The 14598-nt window shown below is 74.3% G+C and carries 14 protein-coding genes; 6 read left to right on the top strand and 8 right to left on the bottom strand.

Features of this window, described 5'->3' with window-relative positions; genetic code table 11:
• Positions 1-11: 11 nt before the first annotated feature.
• The 7 genes from DEH69_RS26675 to DEH69_RS26645 all read right to left on the bottom strand — a co-directional run bounded on the left by DEH69_RS26675 (position 12) and on the right by DEH69_RS26645 (position 6571).
• A complete protein-coding gene (locus DEH69_RS26675) occupies positions 12-329 on the bottom strand; it encodes a hypothetical protein (RefSeq protein WP_113689548.1) in 318 nt (105 codons plus the stop codon).
• 283 nt (positions 330-612) lie between these two features.
• Positions 613-1374 (bottom strand): S9 family peptidase, encoded by a 762-nt coding sequence (locus DEH69_RS26670; protein ID WP_181727616.1) that lies wholly within the window; start codon positions 1372-1374, stop codon positions 613-615.
• Positions 1371-2120, bottom strand: coding sequence for an aldehyde dehydrogenase family protein (locus DEH69_RS26665; RefSeq protein ID WP_113689547.1), 750 nt, complete (start codon positions 2118-2120; stop codon positions 1371-1373). The genes DEH69_RS26670 and DEH69_RS26665 overlap by 4 nt, the downstream gene beginning before the upstream one ends.
• Positions 2117-3112, bottom strand: coding sequence for a xanthine dehydrogenase family protein subunit M (locus DEH69_RS26660; RefSeq protein ID WP_113689546.1), 996 nt, complete (start codon positions 3110-3112; stop codon positions 2117-2119). Before DEH69_RS26660 ends, DEH69_RS26665 begins: the two co-directional genes overlap by 4 nt.
• Complete coding sequence (locus DEH69_RS26655; protein ID WP_113689545.1) at positions 3109-3735, bottom strand: (2Fe-2S)-binding protein; 627 nt, start codon at positions 3733-3735, stop codon at positions 3109-3111. The genes DEH69_RS26660 and DEH69_RS26655 overlap by 4 nt, the downstream gene beginning before the upstream one ends.
• 130 nt (positions 3736-3865) lie before the next feature.
• Positions 3866-5482, bottom strand: coding sequence for a helix-turn-helix domain-containing protein (locus tag DEH69_RS26650; protein ID WP_147255877.1), 1617 nt, complete (start codon positions 5480-5482; stop codon positions 3866-3868).
• Between the two features lie 30 nt (positions 5483-5512).
• Positions 5513-6571 (bottom strand): DUF917 domain-containing protein, encoded by a 1059-nt coding sequence (locus DEH69_RS26645; RefSeq protein ID WP_113689543.1) that lies wholly within the window; start codon positions 6569-6571, stop codon positions 5513-5515.
• 256 nt (positions 6572-6827) lie between these two features.
• Here DEH69_RS26645 and DEH69_RS26640 point away from each other — a divergent pair, with 256 nt between their 5' ends.
• From DEH69_RS26640 to DEH69_RS26615, 6 genes are all read left to right on the top strand, one after another.
• Positions 6828-8081 (top strand): ABC transporter substrate-binding protein, encoded by a 1254-nt coding sequence (locus DEH69_RS26640; protein ID WP_113689542.1) that lies wholly within the window; start codon positions 6828-6830, stop codon positions 8079-8081.
• A gap of 1 nt (position 8082) precedes the next feature.
• Positions 8083-8988, top strand: a complete 906-nt coding sequence (locus DEH69_RS26635) for a carbohydrate ABC transporter permease (RefSeq protein ID WP_220131343.1) — start codon at positions 8083-8085, stop codon at positions 8986-8988.
• A 28-nt stretch (positions 8989-9016) separates the two neighbouring features.
• Positions 9017-9817, top strand: a complete 801-nt coding sequence (locus tag DEH69_RS26630; RefSeq protein WP_258534980.1) for a carbohydrate ABC transporter permease — start codon at positions 9017-9019, stop codon at positions 9815-9817.
• A 77-nt stretch (positions 9818-9894) separates the two neighbouring features.
• Entirely contained in the window at positions 9895-10635 is a 741-nt protein-coding gene (locus tag DEH69_RS26625) for an aspartate/glutamate racemase family protein (protein ID WP_113689540.1), read from the top strand.
• Between the two features lie 100 nt (positions 10636-10735).
• Positions 10736-12304, top strand: coding sequence for a hydantoinase/oxoprolinase N-terminal domain-containing protein (locus DEH69_RS26620; protein ID WP_113689539.1), 1569 nt, complete (start codon positions 10736-10738; stop codon positions 12302-12304).
• Entirely contained in the window at positions 12301-13434 is a 1134-nt protein-coding gene (locus tag DEH69_RS26615; protein WP_113689538.1) for a DUF917 domain-containing protein, read from the top strand. Before DEH69_RS26620 ends, DEH69_RS26615 begins: the two co-directional genes overlap by 4 nt.
• A 197-nt stretch (positions 13435-13631) precedes the next feature.
• On the opposite strand, the gene DEH69_RS26610 is transcribed toward DEH69_RS26615, so the two are convergent.
• Positions 13632-14546: a TIGR03619 family F420-dependent LLM class oxidoreductase gene (locus DEH69_RS26610; protein ID WP_113689537.1), complete on the bottom strand. Its 915-nt coding sequence runs from the start codon at positions 14544-14546 to the stop codon at positions 13632-13634.
• Between the last annotated feature and the right edge of the window lie 52 nt (positions 14547-14598).

Genomic DNA, 14598 nt, shown 5'->3' with positions numbered 1-14598 from the left:
GTGGCCCATGGTCAGGGGATGACGCTGACCGGGACGACCGAGATCAGCACAAAACCCGTCAGCACGGTGCCCGCGATCCCACCCGCCGTACCGATCCCCGAGAGCCGCCCCATCACCGTGCCTGTCGTGCCGAGGTCGACGAGCAGCAGCTTGGTGACCATGGGCGTCACGGCCGTGAGCAGCGCGGCGGGCACGAACAGGCAGCTGCCGCCGACGAAAAGCGCCAGCTCGCCGTCGGCCGCGCCGACGAGGCGCACCAGGGTGGGCGTGGCCGCCACGACCATGCCCGACAGCACGAGCAGCGGGCCGAGCGCCCGGCGCGGCGCCACGACGTCGGCGGCCCGTCCGCCCGCCCACGCCCGGTGGCGATCGCGGACAGGGCGATGCCGATCACCGTGGTGTTCATCTCCATGGTGAGCCCGACGTAGGGCGCCATCAGCCGCAGCGCGACCAGCTCGACGACGAGCACCGCCGACGACGAGCCGAAGACGAGGACGGCGCCGGTGCGCGGGCCGATCCCCGTCGCACGCGCCGCGTTCGGCGCGTTCGGCGCGCCGGTCGCGCCCGCCGTCTCCTCCGTAAGACCGCGCATGGTGCTCCCGTGACTCTCGTTCAGGACATGTGGGTGGCGAACCAGTCAAGCATCGGGCGGGGCCTGCGCTGGAACTCCAGGTAGCCGTCCCACCGCGCCGTCGTGCCCTCGATCCACAGGAGCCTCTTCTCGGCGACGGGGATGTTGTCGAACATCGCCTGGACATCGCTCGGGTGGGTGAGCACGTCGTCGCGCACCTGGTAGAGGAACGTCGGGACGCTGACGTTTCTCGCCCACTCCCTGGGGCTGCGGGCGGCGAAGTCGATGCCGGTGCGCCGGACGATCCGCCGCTCCAGGTCGTCGATCCGGTCGGGGACGCCGAGCGCCGCGAGCCGCCGCCCCATGATCGTGCGCGCGGTCACCGGCTGCGGCCCCACGAGGCGGCGCACCCGGTCGAACGCCTCGGGGAACTGCGTCATCGCGGCGAAGGTCGAGCTACAGCCGAGGCACCGGCTGAACAGGCCGACCGCCATGTCGCGGGTGTCGGGGCGCTCGCGCGCGTAGGCGAGGGCGCCGACGACGTCGCGGGCCTCGAAGATCCCGCTGGAGCTGATGCCGCCGTTGGCGGCGCCGCTCAGGCCGTGGTTGCGCAGGTCGTAGGCGAGGACGTGGTACCCGGCCCGGTGCAGGATCGCGTAGTCGCGGACGAAGTCGACCTCGAACCCGTTGCCGCTCGGCGCCCAGATCGAGTGCCATGGCTCGAGGTGCGTGGGCAGCCCTGCGCGGGTGAAGCCCGGCCATGGCGTCCTCGACCGTGGCCGCGCGGGCGAACGCGAACTCACGCACCGTGGCCGCCCCGCACGTGACGAATCGCGGCGACGATGTTCGGGTAGGCGCCGCAGCGGCACAGGTTCCCTGACATGAACTCCCGGATGGCCGCGGGGTCGTCGAGCCCCGGCCGGTCGAGCGCAGCGAGCGCCGACATCAGCTGGCCCGGCGTGCAGAACCCGCGCTGGAAGGCGTCGTGCGCGACAAACGCCTCCCGCAGCCGCGCCCCGCGCGGCTGGTCCGCCAGCGCGTGGACGGTGTGGGCGTCGGCGCCCTCGGCGACGACCACGCCGTCGTCGCCGCCCAGTTCGAGCAGCAGCGGGGTCAGGTGCGGGGCGCAGTCGGCGGCGACGGCCCGGCCGGAGCGGACGCTCCCGGTGAAGGCGACCTTGTCCACCCCCGCGGCGACCAGGGCCCGGCCCGTGGCGGCGTATCCGACGAGGCTCTGGAGGACATCGGGCAGGTCGGGCACCGCCCGCGCCCAGGAGCGCGCCAGCCACTCGCCCACGCCGGGCGTGAGCTCGCTGGGCTTCTGGATGACGGCGTTGCCCGCGGCCAGGGCGCGCACATGGACGTCCCCGTCGACGCAGCCGCCCGAGACGCCGCCGACCACCCCGCCCTCCGCCGTGACAAGCATGGGCGTGCCGGGGGGCCGCGGCGCCGAGCCGAAGGTGGCGACGACGGTGGCGAGGCCCGCGGTGCCGCCCGAGCGCCACACCCGGTGCAGGGCCTCCCAGGCCGCCGCGCGCGCACCGGTCACCGGCCGTCACCCAGCGTGCCGATGAGCTCGTGGAGCGCCCGCTGGACGAGTTCGACCTTGAACGCGTTGTGCGCGCGTGGCCTGGCGTCCGCGACGAGCGCGCGGCCCGCCGCGGCGACGGTCTCGTCCGTCAGCCGCCGACCGCGCAGCGCGTCCTCGGCCTCGGCCGAGCGCCAGGGGCGGGTCGCGATGCCGCCGAACGCCAGCGCGATGTCGCGGACCATGCGCCCCTCCCCGCGCAGCACGGCCGCAATGGAGACGACGGCGAACTCGAACGTGGCCCGGTCGCGCACCTTCAGATAGCCGGAGCGCGTGCCGCGCCGGGGCAGCGGCACCTCGACGGCCGTGATCAGCTCCCCGTGCCGCAGCGCCGTCTCGCGCTCGGGCGCCGAGCCGGGCTCGCGGTGGAGGTCGCCGATGGGGATGGCGCGCCGCCCTCGGGGGCCGAGGGTGTGGACGGTCGCGTCGAGCGCGCGCAGCGCGACGGCCAGGTCGGAGGGGTGGACGGCGATGCAGTGGTCGCTGCCGCCGAGGATGGCGTGCCAGCGGTTCTGGCCGTCCCGCGCGGGGCAGCCGCTGCCCGGCTCCCGCTTGTTGCAGGCGAAGCCGGGATCGCGGAAGTACCAGCAGCGCGTGCGTTGCAGGAGATTGCCGCCCACGGTGGCCATGTTGCGCACCTGGGGCGACGCGGTGGCCAGCAACGCCTGGGCCAGGACCGGAAGTTCGCGGCTCACCCTCGGGTGCGCGGCGACGTCGGCCAGCCTGGCGAGCGCGCCGATCCTCAGCCGTTCCCGCCCCGCGTCCCCCGCCACCTCGACATCGGCGAGGGGCAGGTCGTTGATGTCGACGACGAGGTCGTGTGCCTCGGCGCCGTCCTTCATCAGGTTGAGCAGGTCGGTGCCGCCCGCCACGAACGCCCCCGCGGGCTCGCCCGCGACGAGGTCCACCGCCTCGCCCGCCCGGCTCGTACGCGCGTAGTCGAAACGCCTCATCGCCGCGCCTCCTCAGCCTCGGCCGCGTCCCGCACGGCGTACACGATGTTCGGGTAGCAGCCGCACCGGCACAGGTTGCCGCTCATCCACTCGCGGATCTCGTCCCGTGAGCCGGTGTGGCCCTCCTGGACGCAGGCGACCGCCGAGACGATCTGGCCCGGGGTGCAGAACCCGCACTGGAAGGCGTCGCGCCGCACGAACGCCTCCTGCGCGGGGTGCGGTTCACCGCCGCGCGACAGCCCCTCGACGGTGGTGACCTCGCGGCCCTCCTGCATCACCGCGAGCGTGGTGCAGGACTTCACGCGCCGCCCGTCCACCAGCACGGTGCACGCCCCGCACTCGCCCCGGTCGCAGCCCTTCTTGGCGCCGGTCAGCCCGAGCCGTTCACGCAGGGCGTCGAGCAGCGTGACCCTGGCCTCGACGGACAGCGGGTGGTCGGCGCCGTTGACGCGCAGCGTGATGTCGGCGACGGGGCGCGGCAAGGCCGTGGGGCCGCCCGCGGCGGTGGCGGCGGTGGCGGGTCCCGCGGCCACGGCGACGGCGGCCGTGGCCCCGCCCGCCTTGAGCACGCTGCGGCGCGCGGGGCCCGCGGTGGCGGGCGCGTTCTGCTCTTCTTCGGACACGGGTTCCTCTCCCGGACGGCGGTGCGCCGAGCCCGGTGCACCCGGACCGGCTCGGGAACCACAGTCTCGGCGCGGGTCCGGCCGGTGAGGAGAGGGACGCCAACCCCAGGGTCGCCACCCCGCCCTCCGCTCAGCGCCTCTCGGACGGAGCGGTGGACGGAGCCGTGGACGGGGCGGTGCGCAGGGCCAGTTGGAGGGCCAGGCGGGTGGCGGGGTCGGCGAGGTCGAGGCGGAGGTCGTCCTGCACCCGGCGCAGCCGGTTCATGACGGTGTTGCGGTGAACGCCGAGCCGCGCGGCCGTCGCGCTGACCGAGCACATCAGGTCGAGATAGGTGCGCAGCGTCTCCTCCGACGGCGTTCCGGCCACCGGGCCGATGAGGGCCGCGGCCTCCCTGCGCGCGAGGTCGTCGCCCGACCAGGACGCGAGCACCCGCTCCACGGAGTGCCCCGCGTGGGCGCGCACCCGGTCCTTGCCGGGATGGGGGCTGGCCAGCAGGGCCGACCTGCGGGCGTCCTCGATGCCGCGCAGCAGCCCGTCGGCGCCGCTCTGCGGCGAGCCGACGCCGACGACCACGTCGCCCGGCTCGCCGCGCCGGGTCAGCTCGGCGATGGCGGCCCGCACGCCGCGCACCGTCGCCGCGACCGTGGGCAGCCCGTCGCTCGACGCCGCCGTCATCCACCCGGCCGCGCCTCCGGCGCGGGGCACAAGGCCCTCGACGGGCAGCCCCGCCGAGCGCAGCTCCTCCTCGAGCGCGGCCATCTCCCCCAGGTCGAGCGGCGCGTCGCTGACCGGGCGGACGAAGAGCGCCAGGTGCCAGCCGCGCGGCTGCCAGCCGAGCTGGAGCGCGAGGGCGAGCGCCTGGGCGGAGAGCTGGCCGCCCGCCGCGGCGATCTCGTCGAGCACGGCGGACGCCGCGTGCCTGCGGCGTTCCTCCGACAGGCGCTCGAAGCCGAGCCACGCGGCCACCGGGTGCTGCGCCACGGTGAGGGCGTCGAGGGCCATGGAGCGCCAGGCGGGGCCGCCGCGGCGGTTGGCCGCGACGAGGACCAGCTGGCCCGAGCCCTGGTCCGGGGTCCTGATGGGGAGAACGGCCGTGCCGCGCCCGTTGATCACATCGGTGAACGGGGCGGGCACCTCCCCCAGCGGAACGACCGTCGGCACGGTGGTCGCGCCAGGGTCGGCCGCGGGGTCGTGCGGCCTGCTGCGGGCGGCGTGGAGGATGCGGTTGCCCAACTGGAGCTGGACGACCCCTTGCAGCGCGTTGGCGACGATGTCGAGGACGGCCGTGGGCTCGCGCGGGGCGCGGCCCAGGCGGTCGGCGACCGCGCAGACCACCTCGGCGTGCCTGACCCGTGGGCTTCTGACCTGGAGCATCATCTCCGATATCGCCGAGGTGGCGCGGGCCCTCGGCAGGGCGAGCAGGGGGACGCCGAGCCGCAGGGCCAGGACGCGGGTGGCCTCGGGCAGCCGCGGGGCGCCGACCGCCACCAGGGCGTGGGCGCGCTGGCGCGCGGCGGCGCGCAGCGCCACGTCCACGTCCGTCCCCGCGAGCGCCCCCGGGGCGCCGTCGGCGCAGTCCACCACGGCGAGGCCGCCCACGACGCCGTGCGGCGGCGGCTCGCCGGGGGCGGCGGCCAGCCGCGCGCGGTCGAGCACGCGCACGTCGCCGACGGCGCGGTCGAGGTCGTCGTCGTGCGCGACGACCGGCACATCCGCGAGGTCGGGCAGCGCGAGAAGGTCACGCACGGTCACCGTCAACGGCCAGGAGTCCACCGCTCACCTCGCCCTTGCCCCGCCGACGGCGTGCCACGCGGGGTCCGCGGGCAGCCGCAGCACCAGCAGCGGGCGGCCCACGTGGAGCTCGTCCGCCATCACGACCTGCCAGGAGCGCACGTCCATTGCGACGATGACGTCGGGGTCACGCGCAACGACCTCGCCGTCGACGAGCGCCTCGGTGAACTCCTCGCTCGCGTCAAGCCGCAGGACCGCGCCCGAGCGGGCGTCGACGGCCGTCACCACCATCGCGGGTGAGCCGGTCGGCACATGCTCGATCCGCCGCACGACCCCTTCGAACAGGGCGGTGGCGGCGCCCGTGCGCAGGAAGTCGCCGAGGGGCGCCCTGCGCTCCTGGACGCGGCGCAGGGCGCGGCCGATCGCGGCCGCGCGGGAGAGCGAGCCGTCGATGACGGCGCCGCGCAGCCGACCGGCCGGGGCCGCGTACAGGACGGCCGCCGCCGAGCCGCCGAGCCCGGGGAGGGCGGCGCGCAGCACGTCCTCGGCCCGCCCGTGGTCGGCGTCGCCGACCAGCACCCATGTGCCGGTCGGGGAGGCGAGCGCGAGGGGCGCGGCGGGGATGCCACGCAGCGCCATCGTGGTCTGGTCGATGCGGGGGTAGGCGCGGCCCATGCCGTCGGCGTCGACGATCGGCACCCCGAAGGCCGCGGCGACCGGGACGGACACCAGGGCGTTGGATCCGCCGATCTCCAGGCTGGCGAACGCCACGGGCCCGGCGCCCAGGTGCCGGATCAGCGCGGTGGCGGCGGTGCGGGCCTCGTGCGCGGGCGGCCGCTCGCGCAGGATCTGCGGGGCGCCGACCTGGGCGACGAACATCACAACGCCATCCGCTGGCAGATCCGCCAACCCCACCACGGGGATCGGCCCGCCCGTCCCGACGACCGCGCGGGCGAGGGCGGCGAGCGTCTGCGGCGAGCCGCCGCCGCCCGAGCCCAACACCCGGGCGCCCAGGGCGACATCGTCGATCGCGCCGGCGTCGAGCGACGTCAGGCGGTCGGCGGCGCCGGTGGGCGCGCTCCCGGCGTCGAGTGGGATGGCCATGGGACAGCCTCTCACACGGCCCTCCCACCGGCCCGCGCCGGTTGTGCACGGTGCCCAGGCCGGGGGCCGGGATTGGGCGTTCCGCTCATTGTGGGCCCCGGCGGCGCCGTCCTAGGTTCGAGTCTCCCCACCACCCTCTTCCCGATATTTGGTGCCGAACCCGCACAAAGCACCGTCAACGAGAAGCACAGCCGTCAACGAGAAGCACGGCCGTCAACGAGAAGCACAAGAGGCCATCCAAGCACCGGGAGTACTGATGACCCGAACCCTCAGCGGCGGCGGGCGGCGCACGAGCGCCGTCGCCGCGGCGCTCGCCTTCATGTCGTTGGGTCTCGCCGCCTGTTCCTCGGACTCGTCAGGTTCGGACTCCGGCACCACCGAGCTGACCTGGTACATGTGGAGCAGCTCAGAGGCGGAGGTCGACGCCTGGAACCACGTGGGCGACCTCGTCACCGAGCGGTACCCCGACATCACCATGTCGTTCGAGACCGCGAGCTGGGCGGACTACTGGACGCGCCTCGCGACCCAGGCGGGCAGCTCGTCGGGCCCGTGCATCGTCGGGGTGCAGTCGCTGCGCGTGACAGGCGTCGCCGATCTCCTCCAGCCGCTGGGGGACGTGCTGCCCGACGACGTGGACCTCGGGGACTTCGACCCCTCGATCCTGGACGCGATGACCGTGGACGGGCAACAGCTGGCGCTGCCCTACGACTTCGGCCCGCTGGTCGTCTACTACAACAGGGACGCGTTCGCCGACGCGGGGCTCGCCGAGCCCGAACCCGACTGGACCGTCGACGACTTCACCGCGGCGGCGCGGACCCTCACCAGCGGCGACCGGTACGGGTTCGCGGCGTTCCCCAACATCGACTACTTCCTGCCGTGGGCGGTCAACATGACGGGCAAGCAGGCGGTCGACGCCTCGGGCGAGCTAAACCTGACCGACCCCGACTTCGTCGAGGCGTTCCAGTGGTATGCCGACCTGGTGGGCACCGAGGGGGTGGCCGCCGAGGTGCCCGCGACGTCGAACTCCTCCGCGCTCGACCAGTTCCTCGCGGGCAACGCCGCCATGACCGTCGACGGCCCGTGGAACCTGATCAACGCCCAGTCCACCGCGGGCTTCGACGTGGGCATCGCGCCGGTCCCCGCCGGTGAGGCGGGCCAGACGTCGGTCACCTCGGGCTCGGGCTTCGGCATCACCCAGGGCTGCTCGGACGCCGAAGCCGCCGCGCGGGCCCTGTCGGTGATCACGGGGCCCGAGGCCGGGGAGTACCTGGCGAGCAGCGGCCGCGCGTACTCGGCGCGCACCGCGCAGCAGCAGTCCTGGTACGACAACGCCGTCGAGGGCGCCCAGGAGACCCTGGAGGCCGCGGCGGCGTCCGCCGAGGCCGAGCGGACGACGGCCGACTGGACGAGCGTGGTCAGCGCGTTCCAGCAGTACGGCACGCAGGCCATCAACGGGGAGACCTCGGCCGAGGAGTTCCTGAACACCGTCGCGGAGCAGGCGGGTTCGTGACGTGAGCTCTCACCTCGCCGCCCGCCGGTCCCGGGCGCGCGCCCGGGACGGGTGGGCGGCGCTCGGCTTCCTCAGCCCGATGGTCGTCGGATTCGGCATCTTCATGGTCTACCCGCTGGTCGCCTCGGTCGTGGTGAGCCTGTACGACTGGCCGGTGTTCGGGGAGCGGACCTTTGTCGGGCTCGACAACTACCGTGCGCTGCTGGACGCGTCGACGTTCTGGACGGTCCTGCGCAACACCATGGTCTTCGTGCTGGCCTATGTCCCGGCGAACATCGCGATCTCGCTCGGCCTCGCGGTGTGGATCTCCCCCCGGATCCGCGGACGCGGCCTGTACCGCGCGCTGTTCTTCCTCCCCGCGGTCACGCCCCTCGTGGCCAACGCCGTGGTGTGGCAGGTGATCTTCTCGCCCGGCGGCTTCGCCGCGTCCACGTGGTCGTCCGTGACGGGCGGGGACGCCCCCAACTTCCTGGGGTCGAGCACGTGGGCCATGGCCATCGTCGTCCTGCTGTCGCTGTGGCAGGGCATCGGCTACAACCTGCTGATCTTCTCGGCCGGGCTCGACGCGCTCCCCGAGGACGTCATGGAAGCGGCGACCCTGGACGGCGCGGGAGTGGTGCGCCGCTTCCGGTCGATCGTGCTGCCGCTGCTGTCCCCGAGCCTGTTCTTCGCGCTGGTGATGACGCTGATCTCGTCGTTCCAGGTCTTCGCCCAGCCGTTCGTCCTGACCGGGGGCGGCCCTGGCGACGCCACGGAGACGCTGGTGACGTATCTGTACCGGACGGGCTTCGAGCGCTTCGACATGGGGATGGCGAGCGCCATCGCCTGGGTGGTGTTCGGGCTGATCATGCTCGTGACCGCGCTCCAGTTCCTCGGCCAGCGCCGGTGGGTGCACTATGGCGACTGACCGCGCGCCACGCCCTCGCCCGGCGTGGGTGTCCCAGATCCTGCTCACCCTGGTGCTGCTGTGCTACCTGTTCCCCTTCGTGTGGATGGTGGCCACCGCGCTCAAGCCCGCCGACGAGATCTTCCGCAAGCCGCCCACGCTGGTCGGATCCCGGCTCGAGTGGGCCAACTTCGCGGGCGCCCTCGACCATCTGCCGCTGTGGCGGCTGCTGTGGAACTCGGTGCTCACCTCGGCCCTCGGCGCGCTCCTTGTGGTCGCGGTCTCGGTGCCCGCCGCCTATGCCTTCGCCCGGCTGCGATTCCGCGGCAGCAACGCGCTGTTCGTGTGCTTCCTCGGCACCCTGATGGTGCCGCAGGAGGTCGTCGTCACCCCGATGTTCCTGCTGACGCGCGAGCTGGGCTGGGACAACTCCTACCAGGCGCTCATCCTGCCGTGGGCGTTCACGGCCTTCGGAACGTTCCTGCTGAGGCAGTTCTTCCGGACGATCCCGGTGGAGCTTGAGGAGGCCGCGAGGCTGGACGGCGCGAGCAGGCCGCGCGTCCTGTGGTCGGTCATCGTGCCCATCGCCAGGCCCGCAATCGCGGTGCTCGCGGTGTTCACGTTCCTGACCTACTGGAACAGCTTCCTGTGGCCCCTGGTCATCGTCAGCAGCATGGACATGGCCACCGTGCCCCTCGGCCTCCAGATGTTCCTCGGGCAGAGCGGCAACCGCTGGGACCTGCTGATGGCCGCCGCGACGCTGGCCGTCGTCCCCATGGTCGTGGTGGTCCTGCTGCTCCAGCGCCACCTGGTGCGCGGCATCGCCCTGTCGGGACTCGGCGGGCGCTGAGACCGTTCCCCCGAATCTGAGTTCCCCCGAATCTGAGCTTCCCCGGACATCTGAGCATCGGTTAGGTCGGAGAAACCATGTCCAAGAACGTCACCGTGCACGTCGTCAGGCCCGTCGTCGGCGCCGGTATCCCCTCGCTCGCCGACGGGGCCGAGGTCGCGCCCGGCGTCACCGTGCGCACCCGGCGGGTCGCCTCGGGCCCCGAGTCGATCGAGTCCGCCTACGACGAGGCGCTGGCGGGCCCCGGCACCCTGCTCGCCGCGGTAGAGGCCGAACGCGAGGGCGCCGACGCCGTCGTCATCGACTGCATGGGCGACCCGGCGCTCGAAGCGGCCCGCGAGCGGCTGACCGTTCCCGTCCTGGGCCCTGGACAGACCGGGATGCACCTCTCCGCGCTGCTCGGCCACCGCTTCACCGTGCTCGCCGTGCTGCCCCGGCTGACGAGCCGCTTCGAGGCCGCGGCGGCGCGGTACGGGCTGGCGTCGGCGCTCGCCTCGGTGCGCGCCGTCGACGTCCCGGTGCTGGCCATCGAGTCGACGGGGGACGAGCTGGTCGCGCGCATGGCCGAGCAGGCGCTCGCCGCGGTCCGCGAGGACGGCGCCCATGTGCTGCTGCTCGGCTGCACCGGGATGCTGGGCCTGGCCGAGCGGCTGCGCCCCGCGCTCGACGCCGCGGGGCTCGGCGGCGTCCCGGTCGTCGACCCCGTGCCCGCCACCGTGCAGGTGGCCGCAGGGCTGGTGCGCAACGGGCTGCGCGCCTCGGGCCTCTCGTATCCGCCGCCCCCGCGCAAGCGGTACGTCGGGGTGCCCGCCGCCTGAGCGCGGCACGGGACCCAAGCCCTCTCCCCACAGGAACGCCCCCCCCCACAGGAACGCCTCCCCACGGGAACGCCCCCCCACGGGAACGACAAGGAGCAACGTGCACATCGGGATCGACGTCGGCGGGACCAACACGGACGCCGTCCTCATGTCGGGCGAGACCATGCTGGCCTCGGTCAAGCGGCCCACCAGCGCCAATGTGACGGACGGCATCGTCGCCGCGCTGGCGGGGCTGGCCGAGGCCGGGCCCCTCGACGCCTCGGCCGTCGCCGCGGTGATGATCGGAACGACGCAGTTCACCAACGCCGTCGTCGAGCGCCGCCAGCTGTCGCGCACCGGCGTGGTGCGGCTCGGGCTGCCCGCGGGCACGGGCGTGCCGCCCATGTCGGACTGGCCGCGCGACCTCGCGGCCACCGTGGGCCACCACGTTCACCAGGCGCACGGCGGCAACGAGTTCGACGGCCGCGTGCTGTCCCCGCTGCGGCCCGACGAGCTGCGGGCGATCGGCGAGCGGCTGGCCGCCGACGGCGTGGAGGCGGTCGCCATCAGCTCGATCTTCTCCCCCGTCTCGCAGGACGCGGAGCTCGCCGCCGAGTCCCTGCTGCGGGAGGCGCTTCCGGGTGCCCGCTACTCGCTCTCCCACCGCATCGGCAGGCTCGGGCTGCTCGAACGGGAGAACGCCACCATCCTCAACGCCGCCCTCCTGGCGTTCGCCGAGACCGTCACGGAGGCGTTCACCGCGGCGCTCACCTCGAGCGGCATCGACGCCCCGCTGTATCTGTCGCAGAACGACGGCACGCTTATGGACGTCATGTACGCGCGCAGCTACCCCGTCTCCACGTTCGCCTCGGGGCCCACCAACTCCATGCGCGGCGCCGCCCTGCTGACCGGGCTCGCGGACTGCGTCGTCATCGACGTCGGCGGGACGACGTCCGACATCGGCATGCTGGCGGGCGGGTTCCCGCGCCAGGCGGGCAGCGAGGTGGACATCGGCGGGGTGCGCTCCAACTTCCGCATGCCCGACGTCGTCTCGGTGGGCATCGGCGGCGGCAGCCGCGTCCGCGCCGAGGGCCAGGGCGCGGCGGGGCCCGTCACGGTGGGCCCCGACAGCGTCGGGCACGCGCTGCGGGAGCGCGCCCTGGTGTTCGGCGGCGACACCCTCACCGCCACGGACGTGGCCGTCGCCGCTGGCCTGGCCGAGATCGGCGACCCGGCGCTGGTGCGCGGCCTCGACCGGCACCTGGTGCGCCACGCGCTGGAACGGATCACCCACCGCATCGCCGAGACCGCCGACCTGATGCGGGTGACGCCCGACCCGCTGCCCGCCGTGCTCGTCGGCGGCGGCAGCGTCCTGCTCGGCGACCGGCTGCCGGGGTTCGACACGGTGTCGCGGCCGAAGGACGCGGGCGTGGCCAACGCCATCGGCGCCTCGATCGCCCAGGCGGGGGGCGAGGTGGACCGGATCTACACGCTCGGCGCCGGCGGCAGGGCCGGGGCCACCGAGGCGGCCAGGACCGAGGCCGCCGAACGCGCCGTCGCCGCGGGCGCCGACCCCGCCACCGTGGAGGTCGTCGACATCGACGAGCTGCCCATCTCCTATCTGCCGGGCAACTCGGTGCGCATCCGCGCCAAGGCCGTCGGCAACCTGCTCCTTGGAGAGTCCCGATGACCTCGATCCACGCCCCGCTCACCCGCGTCGACCTCGGGCACCTGCCCGCCATCGCGCGCGGCTCGGCCCTCCTCGGCACCGGCGGGGGCGGCGACCCCTACATCGGCCGCCTGCTCGCGGCGCGGGCGATCGAGGAGCACGGGCCCGTTCCCGTGACGGCCCTGTCCGATGTGCCCGACGACGCCCTGGTCGTCGTGGTGGGCGGCATCGGGGCGCCCACGGTGATGGTGGAGAAGATCCCGGCCGTCACCGAGGTGACCCGGGCCATCGACCGGCTGCGCCCCGCGCTGCCCCGGCCGATCACCCATATCGCCTGCACCGAGATCGGCGGCGTCAACTCCATGCTGCCCATCGCCGCCGCCGCCCGGGCCGGGCTGCCGCTGGTGGACGCGGACGGCATGGGCCGGGCGTTCCCCGAGCTCCAGATGCTCACCCCCGCGCTGAGGGGCGTCACCGCCTGCCCGCTGACGGTCGTCGACGACAAGGGCAACGCGATGCTGCTCGACGCGGTGGACAACCTCACCGCCGAGCGGCTGGCCCGCGCGGTCACGGTCGAGATGGGCTGCTCCGCCACCTACACGATGTACCCGATGCGGGGCGCCCAGGCCAGGGAGGGGCTGATCCCCGCGACCCTGTCGCAGGCCCACGACCTGGGCCTGCGGATGGCCGCGGCCCGCGGGGAGCACCGCGACATCGTCGCCGAGGCGTGCGCGGCGCTCGCGGGCTGGGAGCTGTTCCGCGGCAAGGTCACCGCGATCGAGCGGGCCACGGTCGGGGGATTCGCCCGCGGACGCGCGTCCCTCGACGGCACGGGCGGCCACCAGGGGCGGCGGCTCGACCTGGAGTTCCAGAACGAGTACGTGGTGGCCCGCGTCGACGACCGCGTGGCCGCGAGCGTTCCCGACCTGGTGTGCGTGCTCGACGCCGAGACCGGGACGCCGGTGACCACCGAGGGCATGCGGTTCGGCGCCAGGGTCGCGGTCATCGGCGCACCGGCCGACCCGCGGTGGCGCACGCCCGAGGGGCTGCGCCTCGTCGGCCCCACCAGCTTCGGCTACGACTTCCCCTTCCGCCCGGTCGAGGAGCTGGCGGCCGAAGAGTTGGCGGCCGAGAAGCTGGCGCCCCGCTGACCGCGTCGGCGGCGAACGCCGCCTCCACCGGCTCGCGCGTCACCGCCGCCCTCTCCGTAACGGTGTGTTACTTCCCGGTGTCGGGGCGCCCATCTCCTGGCGTGACGAAGCGCCCCCGCCCGCCTCGCGCGATGCGGCAACGCGGCGAGGCTCCGTAGCGAGGGGCGCGGACCCGGGGAAGACGGCCAGGACAGGCCCTATCGCAGGCCCTCGCCGCGGGTGTCGATCACCTTCTCCGTGAGCAGGCGCAGCAACTCCCAGTCGTCCTCGGCGGGGCGGCGCAGCCGTGCGTCCCCGACGTCCACGTTGAGGACCGTGTATCGCGCGCCGAGCTTCGCAAGCAGGCTCAGGTCCTCGTGAAGCTGCTCCAGGGTCCCCTGGCCGAGCAGGCGCCGCCCCCGCGGCACGGGCCGCTGAGTGAGGGCCAGCGGGATGGTCGGGCAGAAGTCGGGGACCCGGCGCCCCGCCGCCGCGGCGGTGTCGGCCAGCACCCGGAGCGCCGGGGCCAGTTCGGGGCCGCGCGGCCACAGCGGGAACCACGCGTCGGCGTGCAGGGCGGCCCGGCGCAGCGCGCCGGGGCTGCTGCCGCCGACCCAGATGGGCGGGTGGGGTCGGCGCGCCGGGAGGGGCGCGGTCCGCACCGCGTCGAAGTGGAAGAACTCGCCGTGGAAGCTCGCGATCTCCTCCGTGAACAGCGTCCGCAGCGCGGCCAGCACCTCGTCGGTCATCGCGCCGCGCCGGTGGAACGGCAGCCCCAGCGCGTCGAAGCCCTGGCGCGCCCAGCCGACCCCCACGCCCAACACCAGCCGCCCCTGGGAGAGTTGGTCGAGAGTGGTGGCGATCCTCGCCAGCTGCACCGGGTGCCGCTGCGGCCCGATGACCACCCCCGTGGCCAGCTCGACGGTGCTCGTGTGCGCCGCCAGCCACGTCAACGTGGTGAACGCCTCGTAGAACGGCGCGGGCGAGCGCCGGTGCGCGTCCGGGGTGAGGGCGATGTGGTCGGACACCGTCAGGATGTGGAAGCCGAGATCCTCGGTGGTGCGCGCCCAGCCGCTCAGGGTCTCCGGGGTGGTGTGGGCGCCGAAGTTGGGGAGGTTGATGCCGTAGCGCACGGCCTTGCCTTTCGCGGCGTGTGTCGGTTCCGGGTGGTCAGGAGTGCCGGTC

This window comes from Streptomyces sp. PT12 (assembly GCF_003311645.1).
Lineage (GTDB): Bacteria > Actinomycetota > Actinomycetes > Streptomycetales > Streptomycetaceae > Streptomyces.
This window is presented reverse-complemented; position numbering and strand designations above follow the sequence as displayed.

Bases quoted from the DNA above. Each gene is read 5' to 3' on its own strand.
- DEH69_RS26660 (WP_113689546.1), bottom strand. From the start codon at position 3,112: ATGAGGCGTTTCGACTACGCGCGTACGAGCCGGGCGGGCGAGGCGGTG.
- DEH69_RS26625 (WP_113689540.1), top strand. From the start codon at position 9,895: ATGTCCAAGAACGTCACCGTGCACGTCGTCAGGCCCGTCGTCGGCGCC.
- DEH69_RS26645 (WP_113689543.1), bottom strand. From the start codon at position 6,571: ATGGCCATCCCACTCGACGCCGGGAGCGCGCCCACCGGCGCCGCCGAC.
- DEH69_RS26640 (WP_113689542.1), top strand. From the start codon at position 6,828: ATGACCCGAACCCTCAGCGGCGGCGGGCGGCGCACGAGCGCCGTCGCC.
- DEH69_RS26615 (WP_113689538.1), top strand. From the start codon at position 12,301: ATGACCTCGATCCACGCCCCGCTCACCCGCGTCGACCTCGGGCACCTG.